The organism is Bradyrhizobium sp. WSM4874 (assembly GCF_055811835.1).
The window spans coordinates 61,817-76,083 of sequence record NZ_JBVVPR010000013.1 but is presented as its reverse complement, the minus strand read 5'-3'; the positions used below and the strand labels follow the sequence as shown (position 1 = coordinate 76,083).

The following is a 14,267-nucleotide window of genomic DNA, read 5'->3' as shown; positions in this document are numbered from 1 at the left end:
GTCGCTGTTCCGGGATCGTGATCCCGTCAAAGTCATCAGCCCGGCTCTTGCAATCAGACATATCAACTCCTTGCGTAAACGTATTCATATGTGCTCGGTGAGGGGCCGCTCGGCCCGTGAATGTTTTCCGTAGGGGCTCGGTGCAGTAGTCATCGCTGCTTCCTGGCCTCACCCCATTGGTGTTCGACCGGTTTACCCGGCTTGGGTTTGGTCAGCGGGGCGAGCCAATGAGCTCGGACTAGTTTGCGGCGAGCAGCCTGAAATTTTCGGCGAGGCCAACCGAACTCAGAATGGTTCAAGCCATCTGCCACCCAGAACGTGGCATCTGGCCCGTTGCGGGCCTGCAGCCAAGCGAGCAGCGCCAAAGCATATGGGTCTTTCACCAAGCTCTCCACGGACTCGGCGGTCAGCCATGAGCCGTGCCTGCCGACGCGGTTTTTGCCCTGCTCGGTGTACCTCCAAGCCGATCGCGCCGTGCGAACGACCTCGCCGTCGTCTAGTGGCGGGATGCACGAGTCCTCATTGAACGTCTGAGCGACGTCGAGAAGGTCGTCGAAAACGTCGCAGCTGTGAGCCTGCTCCATGCAATGCCACCACAGCGCTTTGTTTCGCTCGCCCTCGTGAGCGGTTCGAGGCTGGCCCTGGCCAGCCCTCCAGGCGTTCCGCATGAAGGGCAAGGTGGGCAGATCGTCCAAGGTGCCCTGAACGATCTCGTAAGACACGCGCGTGCCCTTCGACGGTGGCGCGACCACGTAGCCGTCGCCAAGTTGGTCGATCGGAAGCTCCTTACCCCACGGGCGGACCTGGCGCTTCTCGCCGTTGTGCCGGTACCAAGCTTGGAAGTTCTCCGAGCCCGTGCGGACCACGAACGGAGTCTCGCCGTGACGGGCCAAGGCATCAGCGAGGACCCGTTCGTCTTTGCAGTCAACGTCGAGGATGGTCAGACCCGTGAGACGACCGCAGGCCAGACCAAACGCGCTCGCATCGGCGAATTGCTTCACGAGTTTCTCGCTCGCTACGCTCCCGATCTTCATGTAGTTGCGGACGCCCGGCCGCTTTTCCTTGCCGGCGATCTGCACGGGAAATGTCGGGACCCCACGGGCGGCATATTCGGGCTGCCACCTGCCGAAGATTCCTTCCATGTCACGGCTCCTGGGCGAAGCCGCTGGCGACCAGCGCTTGGATGTCCTCAGCGCGCCATGCGGTGATGCGTGGCCCGAGCTTTACTGGTTTCGGAAAGCGGCCGGACTTCACGCCCGCCCACCATGTCGATTTGCTGACGGGGATGGGACCAGCTGGGGCGAGCACTGCTGGCAAGCGCAGGAGCCGGTCGTTGGATGGTTGAGAGTTCATAGACACCTCGTTGTTCAGACGAGGTGCCCTTTTCGGTCAGAGGCAACGGACGTTGGACGAACTCGGATTTTTTTGTCCGAACTCGGGAAGATTCTGTCTACCGGGCCCTTGGAGCTTTGATCGGGCCAAACCTCTGGACGGCCTCCTGTAGCTTAGATCGGATGGTGTCATCATCGACCTCAAGGCCGGCTTTGAGTAGATCGTCTCTGATCCTGGCAGCCACGCCCTTTCGCTCGTCTGGCCTGTAACGGTACTTCTCAATAGCCATACCAAGCAGGATTTTGAGGAAAGTGCCGCGCTCATAATCCCCTAGAGGCCTCTTCTCGACATTTGCCTGCGGTTGTGGTGCCCCCGTTTCGGTCATTTGAGACAGATTGTCCTTCCGTCCGTTCGTGGCCACGGCCCACCAGAGGTGCTCTGAGTGAAACGGCTGGAAAATGGTCCACGTAACCAGATTGAAGGGATTAATCCGCGTTGGCTCTCCAGCCAATTCCCCTACTTCAATCGAGCGCTCGATGATCTTCTTGAGTCGCTCAATCTTGATCACATCAACCGTCTCCTTGAATCTGCTGGCTTCCCCTGGGTCGAATCCGGCCAGAAGGGCTGCAGCCTCGTCTGATGTCCAGTACGGCATAATAGCCCACGCGTTCAGCTCCTCGGTCCTATCGTCCGACTGGGTGTCGCTTGAAGTCATTTTCGTTTCTCTTCTTAGGCTTTGCTTGTTTTCCGCTCTTAAGATTTTCAGAGGCGCAAAATGACGTCCAGTCGTCCATAAGGACTCTCCGCTTGTCGAGTGCATCTCCCCGTCGATAAGCACGCTCGGCCTTGTCGCCCACGATATGAGCCAGTGCGGCCTCGGCGACCTCGCGAGCAACGCCAGTCTTATCCCCAGCCCAGTCCCGGAACGAACTGCGGAAACCATGTGGCGTCGCATCGACGTCCATCCGCTTCAGCACGGCTTCCAATGAGGTCTCAGACAACCGCTTACCTCGCTTCCCGCCCAGAAAGACGAACTGGCTATCCGGAGTTCGGAGCCGTTCCATTTGCCGCAGGATTTGAACTGCCCGGTTCGTCAGCGGAACTCGGTGTTCGCGACCTCCTTTCATGCGCGAGCCCGGGATGGTCCACAGTTGATCATGCAGAGACAACTCAAACCACGTCAGGCCGAACACCTCCCCCGACCGCGCCGCCGTCAGGATGGCGAACTCCAATGCTCGTGGTGCTATCCCCTCCATTTCACGCAGCCGGCGCATGAACGCGGGCACTTCCTGGAAAGGGAGAGCCTTGTGATGTCCTCTCGTCAGCGTCGACCGTTTTGGCAGGATGGCATCCAGGTGGCCGCGCCACTGCGCCGGGTTCTCACCAGAACGCATCCCACGGGCCTTGGCGAAGCTCAGGACACGCTCAATCCGGCCCCGCACCCGAGAGGCCGTCTCTGGTTTCGAGTGCCAGAGGGGCTCCAGAACTGATAGAACGTCGTCGGTCATTATCTCTGCTACCGGCTTCGATCTGATCTGTTGGCAGTAGGTCGCCAGCGTCATCTTCCATTGTGCTCGGTGCTTCTCGTTTCGCCAGGACGGGGACATGCTCTCAATCAGAGCGTCAGCTGCTTCACCGAACGTGACTTTTGACTGTTCGGTATCGCGGGCAGCCAGGGGGTCACGTCCCTCAAGGACGAGCTGGCGAGCATTGGCGGCCTTCTCTCGGGCCTTGAGCAACGGCACGTCCCGCGCTGGTCCCAGACCCATCTCGCGGCGCCGGCCGGCGGTCTTCCACATGAACACCCATGAACGGGCGCCGTTCGGGCTGATGCTCAAGTACAGCCCGCCGCCATCGGAATGGCGTCCCGGCTTTCTCAGAGTTGCGACGCTGCGAGCGCTAAGCTTGTTGACGAGTTTGGCCATTCTCCCCCACCTTCTTCCCCACCCGATCCCTTGGATTTGGCAGGATTCGGTTGGACGACAAAGGATAGAGAATGTCCTAGATCGCTGGAAATACAGTGTCTAGAGAAACGTCAATGGATTGTATTGGACTTTGGTATGGCGGACACTCTCTCCGCCATCAGCCCCGTCCGGCCAATCTATACCTCCCGTCCCTCGCGCCCGTCCGCGACAGCCTTCCATCGGTGGTCGCTGCCGCCATGGCGATGCGGCTCCAGGCAGATGCTCTGGTTTGTCGCTGTCCAAATAGCCGCGTCAAAAGCTAGTCGCGATGCGGAAATCTCGGCGCTAGGTCGCTAAGTCATTCAATCAACATTTGGGTCATGGGAAGAACCAAAGGTGCATGAGCGTCTCTCGCGCGCCTTCGGCCGCGACAACGCGTCGTGACGGCGCGCCATGCAGAAACGCGCCTGTACACGGTCGCGTGACCTCCATAACTTCCGCGGCGCAATGTGAGGAGATGCGACGTGGCGAAGAAGACGGCGATCAGGAAGAAAACTGCTGCGAAGAAAGCAGCGAAGACCTCCAGCAAGAAAACCGCCGTTCGCAAGGGCAAGGCTGCGAAGGCTGCAACGAAGCCGGTCAAGCAGGCAGCCCCGCGCAAATCGTCCGCACCGCGCCGTCCCAAGGGCCCGGCCTGGCAATGGTCGGCGGTCGAGACCGCAGCCGCAATCCGCTCCGGCGCCATCTCCGCGGTCGAGACCGTCGAGGCGCATCTCGATCGGATGCGTGCCGTCAACCCGAGGCTGAACGCCGTCGTCGTCGATCTCTCGGAGGAGGCGCTGGCTGCGGCGCATGCGGCCGACAAGCGGCGCGCGAAGGGCGGCGAGCTCGGCCTTCTGCATGGCGTACCGATCACGATCAAGGAGAATGTCGATTACGAAGGCCGTCCGAATTTCAACGGCGTGCCGGCGAACAAGGACCTCATCGCGCCGTCGGATTCGCCGGTGGTGCGCAACCTGAAGAGAGCTGGCGCGATTGTCATCGGCCTCACCAACACGCCGGAATTCTCCTTCCGCGGGTTCACCGACAATCCATTGCACGGGCTGACGCTCAATCCCTGGGATCCGGATATCACCTGCGGTGGCTCCTCGGGCGGTGCGGGTTCGGCGGTCGCCGCCGGCATCGGCACCATCGCGCACGGCAACGACATCGGCGGCTCGCTGCGCTGGCCGGCGCATTGCAACGGGGTTGCGACCATCAAGCCGACGCAGGGGCGTATCCCGGCGTTCAACGCAAGCGCAACCGCCGAACGGCCGATGCTGGCGCATCTGATGTCGGCGCAGGGGCCGCTCGCCCGCCACGTCGCCGACGTCAGGCTCGGGCTGGAGGTGATGAGCCAGCGCGATCCACGCGATCCCTGGTGGGTGCCGGCGCCGCTGGTCGGACCGAAGCCGAAGGGGCCGATCAAGGTCGCGCTCGCCAGGATTCCTGAAGACATGGACGTCGATCCGCACGTCGCGGCGGCGTTGCGCCAGGCCGCCGATCATCTGGAGCGTTCCGGCTATCGGGTCAGCGAGGTCGAGGTGCCCGACATCGACGGCGTCTGGCAGACCTGGTGCGACATCATCACCAACGAGACGATGGTGATGCAGGAAGCGGGCATGTTGAAGGTGACGTCCGAAGACTTTCACAAGGCGTGGGGCGGCATGAAAGCCAAGGCCAACGTGCTCGACCTCAAAGCCTGGATGCAGGCGACCGCCGCGCGCAACGGCCATATCCGCGCCTGGCAGCTGTTCTTCGAGGAGTATCCGGTGGTGCTGGCACCGACCACGGTGAAGCCGATTCCGGGCCCGCGCGAGGATACTGTCAGCCCCGAGCGCGTGCGCGAGATTTTCTGGGGCGAAATCCGCTTCATCTCCGCGATCAACGTGCTGGGCTTGCCCGGCGCCGTGGTGCCGGTGGCGCTGCACGACGGCAAGCCGATCGGCGTGCAGCTCATTGCCGGGCGCTATCGCGAGGACCTCGCGCTCGATGCGGCGACCGCGATCGAGAAACGCGCCGGCGTGCTCGCCCATCGGCTGTGGGAACAGATGGACTGACAGGGCAGCGAAGTTGTTTCCCTCTCCCCTTGTGGGAGAGGGTGGCTCGCCGCGCAGCGGCGAGACGGGTGAGGGGTCTCTCTCCGCTAACGCAAGCTTGGCCGTATGGATAGAGACCCCTCATCCGGCGCTTCGCGCCACCTTCTCCCACAAGGGGAGAAGGGAGTGCAGCGTGGTCGCTGCCTTCATTAACAATTTGACTTGAATTTTAGCCAATTCCCCAACAAGTGTTAGGGTTACTTCCTCGATCTCTAGACGAATTATTGTCCGCTTTACCACCCGCCTCTAACAGAGGGACGGCGGACAACGCACATGCCTCATACAGGCCAATAAGTGCGGCCCGCTCCACGCGGAGGTGGCACGATGCGCAACGAGACGATCGCTATTCACGCCGGCTACGAGCCCGAAGCCACCACGCACGCGGTTGCCGTGCCGATCTACCAGACCGCGGCCTACGCCTTCGATAGCGCCGATCACGGCGCGGCGCTCTTCAATCTCGAGACCGAAGGCTATCGCTATAGCCGCATCGCCAATCCGACCAGCGCGGTGCTGGAGAAACGTATCGCCGAGCTCGAGGGCGGCGTCGGCGCGCTTGCGGTCGCGACCGGGCAGGCCGCGCTGCATTTCGCCTTCGTCAATGTCGCCGATCACGGCGGCAACATCGTTTCCGTGCCGCAGCTCTACGGCACCACGCACACGCTGCTCTCGCACATCCTGCCGCGGCAGGGCATCACCGGCCGCTTCGCCGAGAGCGACAAGCCCGAGGCGATCGAAAAGCTGATCGACGAGAACACCCGCGCCGTGTTCGCCGAAACCATCGGCAATCCCGCCGGCAATGTCTGCGACATCGAAGCACTGGCGAAGATCGCGCATGCGCATGGCGTGCCGCTGATCGTCGACAATACCGTTGCAACCCCCATCCTGCTCAAGCCGTTCGATTACGGCGCCGACATCGCCGTGCATTCGCTGACCAAGTTTTTGGGCGGCCACGGCACCACGCTCGGCGGCGCCATCGTCGATTCCGGAAATTTCCCCTGGGCCAAGCACGCCGATCGCTTCCCGGGCTACAACAAGCCGGACGCCTCCTACCATGGCCTGGTCTATGCCGAGCGCTTCGGCAAGACGGCCTATATCGAACGCGCGCGCAGCATCTATCAGCGCACCATGGGTTCGGTGCTGTCGCCGTTCAACGCCTTCCTGCTGCTCCAGGGCATCGAGACCGTCGCGCTGCGCATGGAGCGCCACTGCGAGAATGCCCGCAAGGTCGCCGAATTCCTGCGCAAGGATCCGCGCGTCGCCTGGGTCAACTACACCGGTTTCCCGCATAGCCCCTATTATCCGCTGGTGCAGAAATATCTCGACGGCAACGCGTCGTCGCTGTTCACCTTCGGCATCAAGGGCGGCATGGAAGCCGGCAAGTCCTTCTATGATGCGCTGAAGCTGATCACGCGTCTCGTCAATATCGGCGATGCCAAGTCGCTGGCCTGCCATCCGGCCTCGACGACGCACCGGCAGATGTCGGCGGAGCAGCAGCGGGTCGCCGGTGTTTTGCCGGAAACGATCCGCTTGTCGATCGGTATCGAGCATTGCCAGGACATCATCGAGGACCTCGACCAGGCGCTGGAAAAGGCCTGCCCGTCCGCGCGCCTCCAGGCCGCGGAGTAGGCGGCCGCGCCGATGACGATCCTGATCGACAGGGATCAAGCCATATCGAGCCCGACGCTGGTGCCGCGAGCGGGTGATCTGGCGCGCGAGCCCGGCGGCACCGAGCTCACCATTGGCCTGATCAACAACATGCCGGATCCCGCGCTGAAGGCGACCGAGCGGCAGTTCATGAAGCTGCTGCAAGCCGCAGCAGGTCCGCGCCGCGTCCGCTTTCAATGCTTCTCGCTGCCCTCGGTCAAGCGCTCGCCGGAAGCGAGATGGCATGTCGAGAGCGAATATTCGGAACTCACCGAACTCAGGCGCCACAAGTTCGACGGTCTGATCGTGACCGGCGCCGAGCCGATCGCGCCCGAGCTCGACCAGGAACCGTACTGGCGCGACCTCACCGAGCTGATCGACTGGGCCAAGGTCAACACGCGCTCCACGATCTGGTCGTGCCTCGCTGCCCATGCCGCGGTGCTGCATCTCGACCGCATCGAAAGGCGGCCGCTGTCGGCCAAATGTCACGGCATTTTCGACTGCGAGGCCGTGACCAGCGATCCGCTGACGCGGGCCGCGCCTGCGCCGCTCAAGGTCCCGCATTCGCGTCTCAACGAGATCGCCGAGAGCGACCTCGCGCAGGCCGGCTACCAGGTGCTGACGCGCTCGGCAAAGGCCGGCGTCGACATCTTCGTCCGGCAATATGCCAGCCGCTTCGTGTTCTTCCAGGGCCATCCGGAATATGACGCGCTGTCGCTTCAGCGTGAATATCTGCGCGACGTCGGCCGTTACCTCGCGCGTGAGCGCGACAATTATCCGCATTTGCCCGTGAGCTATTTTGACGCTGCGAGCGAAGAGAAGCTGGTGCGCTTCGAGAAGCAGGCAAGGCACCAGCGCCACCCCGCGCTCAGCAACGAACTGCCGGCGCTGAATTTGCGTGCCGATATCGCCGCGGGCAGCGCCGCGGCGGCATTGTTCCGGAACTGGCTGCAATATCTCGGTGCGGAGACCGACGCGTCGGTGCTTGCACGATAGGTCAGGACGGCGGGGTCGACGTTAGGACTAACGAAGTGTGAAGCTTGCCTCGAGCAGCGCACGAATGCTTCAGTGAGGGGCGGGGCAGACAGGAAATGCGAGTCGTGTGGTCGGCACTCCAGGGACGCGTGAGCAATCGGCTGGCCCGGCATTTCCGCGCCGCGCCGCACCGGCTGCCCGCGCATGCGCCCATGGTGAGCTTTACCTTCGACGATGCCCCCGATAGCGCCGCAGGCGAGGGGGCCGGGCTTCTGGAGCAGCATGGCGGCCGCGGCACGTTCTATCTCGCCGGCAGCCTGGTCGATCGTCCCTCGGACCACTGGCACGGGCTGTCAAACGACGCCGTGGTGCGGCTTCACCGGGCCGGACACGAGATTGCCTGCCATACTTTCTCGCACCTGAGTGCGGTCAATCTCGACGAGGCCGCCATGGCCCGCGAGATCGAGCGAAACCGCAGCCATTTTCGCGCCATCGATTCCTCGATCACGCTGGAAAATTTCGCTTACCCCTATGGCATCGCGTCGGTGTGGCGCAAGCCGCAGCTCGCCAAGACCTTCCGCTCGGCGCGCGGCATCCTTCCCGGCGTCAATCGCGACGTCATCGATCTCCAGTTCCTGAGGGCCTCGCCCCTGGTCGATTGCGAGATCGATATTGCCGGTGTCGATCGCTATTTCGACGAGGCGGTCGAGAGCGGCGGATGGCTGATCTTCTACGGTCATGACGTCGCCAACGCGGCGAGCCCGTATGGCTGCACGCCGCACCTGATGCGCCATGCGCTGCAGGCCGCCGGGAAGCGCGACATGCCAATCGTGACGGTCGCGGAAGCGTTGCGAAGGATAGGGGCGTAGCGACTTCTTCCCTTCTCCCCTTGTGGGAGAAGGTGGCGCGAAGCGCCGGATGAGGGGTTGTTTCCGCGAATTCAACTGCAGCAGGCTCACGCGCGGAGAGGTACCCCTCACCCGTCTCGCCGCTACGCGACGAGCCACCCTCTCCCACAGGGGGAGAGGGGAAGACTCGCGTCTCGCTCCGCAAACAGTCTTGCCACGCCTGCGCGGTCATGCGACTGGCCTTGGGACGAATCCCAGGTCCGCCACTCCATGTCCCCTCCTTCCACCGCTCCGCTTCCTGCGCTCCAAAACGGCCGCGATGCGCTGTCGGTGCTGCGTTCGGTGTTCGGCCTGCCCGGGTTCCGCGGCGCGCAGGGCGAGATCATCCGGCACGTCACCGACGGCGGCAATTGCCTGGTGCTGATGCCGACCGGCGGAGGCAAGTCGCTGTGCTATCAACTGCCGGCGCTGCTGCGCGAAGGCTGCGGTGTCGTAGTGTCGCCCTTGATTGCACTGATGCGCGACCAGGTCGCCGCCATGCTCGAAGCAGGCGTCAACGCCGCCGCGCTGAACTCGTCGCTGACCCCGCAGGAAGCCTCCGATATCGAGCGGCGCCTGATCGCGGGTGATCTAGACCTGCTCTATGTCGCGCCGGAGAGACTGGTGACGCCGCGCTGCCTGGCGCTGCTGGCGCGGGCGAAGGTGGCGCTGTTCGCGATCGACGAGGCGCATTGCGTCTCGCAATGGGGGCATGATTTCCGCCCCGAATATGTCGGCCTGTCGATCATCGCCGAGCGCTTTCCCGACGTGCCGCGCATCGCGCTGACTGCGACGGCCGACGAGTTGACCCGCAAGGAAATCGTCGAGCGGCTTCAGCTTGCAGACAGTCCGCACTTCGTCTCCAGCTTCGATCGTCCCAACATCCGTTATGAGATCGTCGACAAGCGCAATGCGGTGTCGCAGCTCAAGGATTTCATTCGGGATCGTCACGCGGGCGATGCGGGCGTCGTCTATTGCCTGTCCCGCAAACGCGTGGAGGAGGTCGCTGCCGCGCTCGACGACGCCGGCATTGCGGCGTTGCCCTATCACGCCGGGCTCGACAGCAGCGTGCGCTCGCGCAACCAGGACCGCTTCCTCAACGAGGACGGCATTGTCATCGTCGCGACCATTGCCTTCGGCATGGGCATCGACAAGCCCGACGTGCGCTTCGTCGCGCATCTCGATCTGCCCAAGAGCATCGAGGCCTATTACCAGGAGACAGGACGCGCCGGCCGTGACGGCAAGCCGTCGGCGGCCTGGATGGCCTACGGTCTCTCGGACATCGTGCAGCAGCGCCGCATGATCGACGAGTCGAGCGGCTCCGAGGAATTCAAGCGGGTCTCGATCGGCAAGCTCGATGCGCTCGTTGGCCTTGCCGAAACGCCGCACTGCCGGCGTCGGCGGCTGCTCGCCTATTTCGGCGAGATCGTGATGGGCGAGGGCTGCGGCAATTGCGACAATTGCCTGACGCCGCCGAAAATGCGCGACGGCAAGGTGCTGGCGCAAAAACTGCTATCCTGTGCCTATCGCACCGGGCAGCGTTTCGGCGCGATGCATCTCATCGACGTGCTGATCGGACGCCTGACCGAGAAGGTGACGCAGTTCGGCCACGACAAGCTGACGGTGTTCGGCATTGGACGCGAGCTCAACGAGAAGCAGTGGCGCACGGTGCTGCGGCAGCTCGTGGCGATGGGACATTTGTTGAGTGACAGCGAAGCTTTCGGCGCGCTGAAGCTGACGGATTCGTCGCGCGGCGTGCTGCGAGGCGAAACGGAAGTGTGGCTGCGCGAGGAAGCGCCCGGCGCCCGGATCCGTTCGAGCCGCGCCAAGTCCCGCCGCGGTGATCTGGCGCCGGCGCCCGGCGCGCCGCAGGGCGATGTCGATCCTGAATTGCGCACGCGGCTACGAGCGTGGCGCTCGGACATTGCCCGCGAACGTGGCGTGCCGGCCTACGTCGTGCTGCATGACGCCACCATCGACGGCATCGTTCGCGCATGGCCGACCACGCTGGACGAGCTGCGCAACGTGCCCGGCATCGGCGACAAGAAGCTCGAGCATTACGGCGACGAGCTGCTGCAGATCGTCAGGACGCGGTAGGGCGCGGTGGCGGTTGTTAGCGCCCCAACTCTCTCCACATCGTCATCCCGGACAAGCGCAGCGAAGCGGAGCGCAGATCCGGGATCCATACCGCGTGATCTGTCTTGGGGCACGCGCGACGGCGCTCCTCGCCAAACTGCTCCCTGGGGTTATGGGTCCCGGCCCCCGGGCGCAATTGCGCACTAGGCCGGGACGACACTGAATTTTTCGCGTAAGCGCAACCCCAAATTAGGGGTCGCGGGCGCCCCCCCGCCCCCCGCCCCCGGGGGGGGGGGGGGGGGCGGCCCCCCCCCCCCCCCCCCCCCCCCCCCCCCCCCGGCCGGGGGGGGCGGCCCCCCCCCCCCCCCCCCCCCCCGCCCCCCCCCCCCCCACGACAGCGGTAAATGAGGCGCGAGGCGGGCAACCTCACCCGTTCCGGAACGCATACCCATAGCCGTTCAGCGCCGGCGCGCCGCCGAGATGGGCGTAGAGGATCTTTGCGCCCTTCTCGAAATAGCCCTTCTGCGTGAGGTCGATCAGGCCCTGCATCGACTTGCCCTCGTAGACGGGATCGGTGATCATGGCTTCGAGACGCGCGGTGAGGCGGATCGCCTCCTTGGTCTCTTCCGACGGCACGCCATAGGCGGGATAGGCGTAATCCTCGATCAGCACGACGTCGTCGGCGACGAGATCCTTGCCGAGCTCGACGAGCTTGGCCGTGTTCTGTGCGATCGAGAGCACCTGCGCCTTGGTCTGCGCCGGGGTGAAGGACGCGTCGATGCCGATCACCTTTCGCGCGCGGCCATCGGCGGCGAAGCCGACCAGCATGCCGGCATGGGTCGAGCCGGTGACGGTGCAGACCACGATGTAGTCGAACTTGAAGCCGAGCTCGGCTTCCTGCTTGCGCACTTCCTCGGCGAAGCCGACATAGCCGAGCCCGCCAAATTTGTGCACGGAGGCGCCGGCGGGAATCGCATAAGGCTTGCCGCCCGCCGCCTTCACCTCCTCGATCGCCTCCTCCCAGCTCTTGCGGATGCCGATGTCGAAGCCGTCGTCGACCAGGCGCACGTCGGCGCCCATAATGCGCGACAGCATGATGTTGCCGACGCGGTCATAGACGGCGTCCTCGTGCGGCACCCAGGCCTCCTGCACCAGGCGGCACTTCATGCCGATCTTGGCCGCGACCGCCGCGATCATGCGGGTGTGGTTGGACTGCACGCCGCCGATCGAGACCAGCGTGTCGGCGTTCGAGGCGATCGCGTCGGGGATGATGTATTCGAGCTTGCGCAGCTTGTTGCCGCCATAGGCGAGGCCGGAATTGCAGTCCTCGCGCTTGGCATAGACCTCGACATTGCCGCCGAGATGCTTTGACAGCCGCTCCAGCTTCTCGATGGGTGTCGGACCAAAGGTAAGCGGATAGCGCGCGAATTTTTCGAGCATCGTCAGGTCATCCTGATTGGCGTTAATGTCTGCGAAAACGCTAGCATCAGGCTGCCAAAAGGTGCTTTCAAATATTGCGCCTCTATTGGGGCCGATCTTGCGATATTGAGGCCAATGCGTGCTATTCCTTTCGCAGTAGATGTCATTTACGGAAGCTTCTTCCATGTCCGCCCGTCTCGATCGTATCGACCTTAAGATGTTGCGATTGCTGCAAAATAACGGCCGGCTCAGCAATGCGGAGCTGGCCGAAACCGTCGCCATCAGTCCCGCCACCTGCCATCGCCGCACCCAGCGCCTGTTCGAGCACGGCTTCATCGCCGCCGTCCGCGCCATGGTCGCGCCGAAGAAGGTGGCAAAGGGCACGCTGGTGATGGTCGGCGTCGTGCTCGACCGTTCGACGCCGGAGAGCTTTGCGATCTTCGAGCAGGCGATCACCAGGCTGAAATTCGTGCTCGACTGTCACCTCGTCGCCGGCGACTTCGACTATTTCCTCAAGATCCGCGTCGGCGACATGGAAGACTTCAACCGTATCCACGGCGAGCAGCTGATCGCGCTGCCCGGCGTGCGCCAGACCCGCACCTTCTTCGTGATGAAGGAAGTCGTCGACAACGCGCCGCTGGAGTTTTGAGCGGAAGCTATTGATGCGCGATCCGCATCATGAGAGATTCAGCCGATGCAGACATTTCCCTTCCGGCATCTCAATCCGGCCGGACCGGCCTATCGGCGCGGATGGGTCGACGAAGCCGTCGCCGCGATCGAGGCCGACCAGTGCCGCACGGCCGACACGCATCTGATCCGGCTGATCGTGCCGGCGCTATCAGGCATCGACATCTATCTGAAGGATGAGTCGACGCATCCGACCGGCAGCCTGAAGCACCGGCTCGCGCGCTCGCTCTTCCTTTACGCGCTCTGCAACGGCCACATCCGCGAAGGTACGCCTGTCGTCGAGGCCTCGTCGGGATCGACCGCGGTATCGGAAGCCTATTTCGCGCAGATGATCGGCGTGCCCTTCTATGCCGTGATGCCGCGCACGACCTCGGCGGAGAAGATCGCCGCGATCGAGCATTACGGCGGCAACTGCCATCTGATCGACGACGGCCGTGCGCTGTATGCAGAAGCCGGCGCGCTGGCCGCACCGCTGGGCGGCCACTACATGGACCAGTTCACCTTCGCCGAGCGCGCTACCGACTGGCGCGGCAACAACAACATCGCCGAATCCATCTTCACCCAATTGCAGGGCGAGCCGCGCCCGCTGCCGGACTGGATCGTGATGGGCGCGGGCACCGGCGGCACGTCGGCCACGATCGGACGCTATTTGCGCTATCGCCAATATCCGACGCGGCTGTGCGTCGCCGATGTCGAGCATTCCGCTTTTTTCGACTGCTTCAGCTCGCAGGACCGCTCCCATGTTTGCGACCGCCCCTCGCTGATCGAAGGTGTCGGCCGGCCGCGCTGCGAACCCTCCTTCGTGCCGGGCGTGGTCGACCGCATGATGAAGATCCCGGATGCGGCGACGATCGCGGCGATGAACGTGCTGTCGCGCCGGCTGCGCCGCCCGGTGGGAGGCTCTACGGGCACCAATTTCCTGGCGCTGTGCCGGCTCGCCTCGGAGATGCGAAAGACGAATCAGACGGGGTCGCTGGTGACGCTGATCTGCGATTCCGGCGAGCGCTACCGGCAGACCTATTATGAGCCCGCCTGGCTGAAAGCGCGCGGTCTCGATCCAGCGCCGTTCGAGGCGGCCCTGTCGTCGTTCCTCGACACAGCGCAACCACTGGCGCTTGAGTTCGAAGACGTAACAAATCCGCAGAACTTGCGAAATCCTGAGGCCTTATAGCTGGCGCTTCCCTGCCATCTACAAAATTGCACGG

The 14,267-nt window shown here is 63.7% G+C and carries 12 protein-coding genes; 7 read left to right on the top strand and 5 right to left on the bottom strand.

What is annotated here, in order from left to right:
• Positions 1-149 precede the first annotated feature (149 nt).
• From AC0L3P_RS16040 to AC0L3P_RS16025, 4 genes are all read right to left on the bottom strand, one after another.
• Positions 150-1,142, bottom strand: a complete 993-nt coding sequence (locus AC0L3P_RS16040; protein ID WP_473302773.1) for a bifunctional DNA primase/polymerase — start codon at positions 1,140-1,142, stop codon at positions 150-152.
• A gap of 1 nt (position 1,143) precedes the next feature.
• Entirely contained in the window at positions 1,144-1,353 is a 210-nt protein-coding gene (locus AC0L3P_RS16035; protein ID WP_473302771.1) for a helix-turn-helix transcriptional regulator, read from the bottom strand.
• 97 nt (positions 1,354-1,450) lie between these two features.
• Complete coding sequence (locus tag AC0L3P_RS16030; RefSeq protein ID WP_473302766.1) at positions 1,451-2,047, bottom strand: hypothetical protein; 597 nt, start codon at positions 2,045-2,047, stop codon at positions 1,451-1,453.
• Positions 2,016-3,257, bottom strand: coding sequence for a tyrosine-type recombinase/integrase (locus AC0L3P_RS16025; RefSeq protein ID WP_473302764.1), 1,242 nt, complete (start codon positions 3,255-3,257; stop codon positions 2,016-2,018). The genes AC0L3P_RS16030 and AC0L3P_RS16025 overlap by 32 nt, the downstream gene beginning before the upstream one ends.
• 503 nt (positions 3,258-3,760) lie before the next feature.
• Here AC0L3P_RS16025 and AC0L3P_RS16020 point away from each other — a divergent pair.
• The 5 genes from AC0L3P_RS16020 (at position 3,761) to recQ (ending at position 10,977) form a co-directional block, all read left to right on the top strand.
• Positions 3,761-5,335 carry an amidase family protein gene (locus AC0L3P_RS16020; RefSeq protein ID WP_275172684.1) on the top strand — a complete coding sequence of 525 codons (1,575 nt, stop codon included), beginning with the start codon at positions 3,761-3,763 and terminating at the stop codon, positions 5,333-5,335.
• Positions 5,336-5,698: 363 nt separating this feature from the next.
• A complete protein-coding gene (locus tag AC0L3P_RS16015; RefSeq protein ID WP_275172685.1) occupies positions 5,699-7,000 on the top strand; it encodes an O-acetylhomoserine aminocarboxypropyltransferase/cysteine synthase family protein in 1,302 nt (433 codons plus the stop codon).
• Between the two features lie 12 nt (positions 7,001-7,012).
• A complete protein-coding gene (metA, locus tag AC0L3P_RS16010) occupies positions 7,013-8,014 on the top strand; it encodes a homoserine O-succinyltransferase MetA (protein WP_354063346.1) in 1,002 nt (333 codons plus the stop codon).
• A 104-nt stretch (positions 8,015-8,118) separates the two neighbouring features.
• Complete coding sequence (locus AC0L3P_RS16005; protein WP_354063348.1) at positions 8,119-8,862, top strand: polysaccharide deacetylase family protein; 744 nt, start codon at positions 8,119-8,121, stop codon at positions 8,860-8,862.
• 249 nt (positions 8,863-9,111) lie between these two features.
• Positions 9,112-10,977, top strand: a complete 1,866-nt coding sequence (gene recQ / locus AC0L3P_RS16000; RefSeq protein WP_354063350.1) for a DNA helicase RecQ — start codon at positions 9,112-9,114, stop codon at positions 10,975-10,977.
• Between the two features lie 405 nt (positions 10,978-11,382).
• On the opposite strand, the gene AC0L3P_RS15995 is transcribed toward recQ, so the two are convergent.
• Complete coding sequence (locus tag AC0L3P_RS15995; RefSeq protein WP_354063352.1) at positions 11,383-12,396, bottom strand: 1-aminocyclopropane-1-carboxylate deaminase; 1,014 nt, start codon at positions 12,394-12,396, stop codon at positions 11,383-11,385.
• Between the two features lie 163 nt (positions 12,397-12,559).
• Here AC0L3P_RS15995 and AC0L3P_RS15990 point away from each other — a divergent pair, with 163 nt between their 5' ends.
• Complete coding sequence (locus tag AC0L3P_RS15990) at positions 12,560-13,024, top strand: Lrp/AsnC family transcriptional regulator (protein ID WP_007599137.1); 465 nt, start codon at positions 12,560-12,562, stop codon at positions 13,022-13,024.
• A gap of 45 nt (positions 13,025-13,069) precedes the next feature.
• Complete coding sequence (locus AC0L3P_RS15985) at positions 13,070-14,233, top strand: PLP-dependent cysteine synthase family protein (protein ID WP_473302758.1); 1,164 nt, start codon at positions 13,070-13,072, stop codon at positions 14,231-14,233.
• Positions 14,234-14,267 lie beyond the last annotated feature (34 nt).

Coding starts and splice junctions, on each gene's coding strand:
- AC0L3P_RS16040 (WP_473302773.1), bottom strand. CDS start 1,142: ATGGAAGGAATCTTCGGCAGGTGGCAGCCCGAATATGCCGCCCGTGGG.
- AC0L3P_RS16035 (WP_473302771.1), bottom strand. CDS start 1,353: ATGAACTCTCAACCATCCAACGACCGGCTCCTGCGCTTGCCAGCAGTG.
- AC0L3P_RS16030 (WP_473302766.1), bottom strand. CDS start 2,047: ATGACTTCAAGCGACACCCAGTCGGACGATAGGACCGAGGAGCTGAAC.
- AC0L3P_RS16025 (WP_473302764.1), bottom strand. CDS start 3,257: ATGGCCAAACTCGTCAACAAGCTTAGCGCTCGCAGCGTCGCAACTCTG.
- AC0L3P_RS16015 (WP_275172685.1), top strand. CDS start 5,699: ATGCGCAACGAGACGATCGCTATTCACGCCGGCTACGAGCCCGAAGCC.
- metA (WP_354063346.1), top strand. CDS start 7,013: ATGACGATCCTGATCGACAGGGATCAAGCCATATCGAGCCCGACGCTG.
- recQ (WP_354063350.1), top strand. CDS start 9,112: ATGTCCCCTCCTTCCACCGCTCCGCTTCCTGCGCTCCAAAACGGCCGC.
- AC0L3P_RS15995 (WP_354063352.1), bottom strand. CDS start 12,396: ATGCTCGAAAAATTCGCGCGCTATCCGCTTACCTTTGGTCCGACACCC.
- AC0L3P_RS15990 (WP_007599137.1), top strand. CDS start 12,560: ATGTCCGCCCGTCTCGATCGTATCGACCTTAAGATGTTGCGATTGCTG.
- AC0L3P_RS15985 (WP_473302758.1), top strand. CDS start 13,070: ATGCAGACATTTCCCTTCCGGCATCTCAATCCGGCCGGACCGGCCTAT.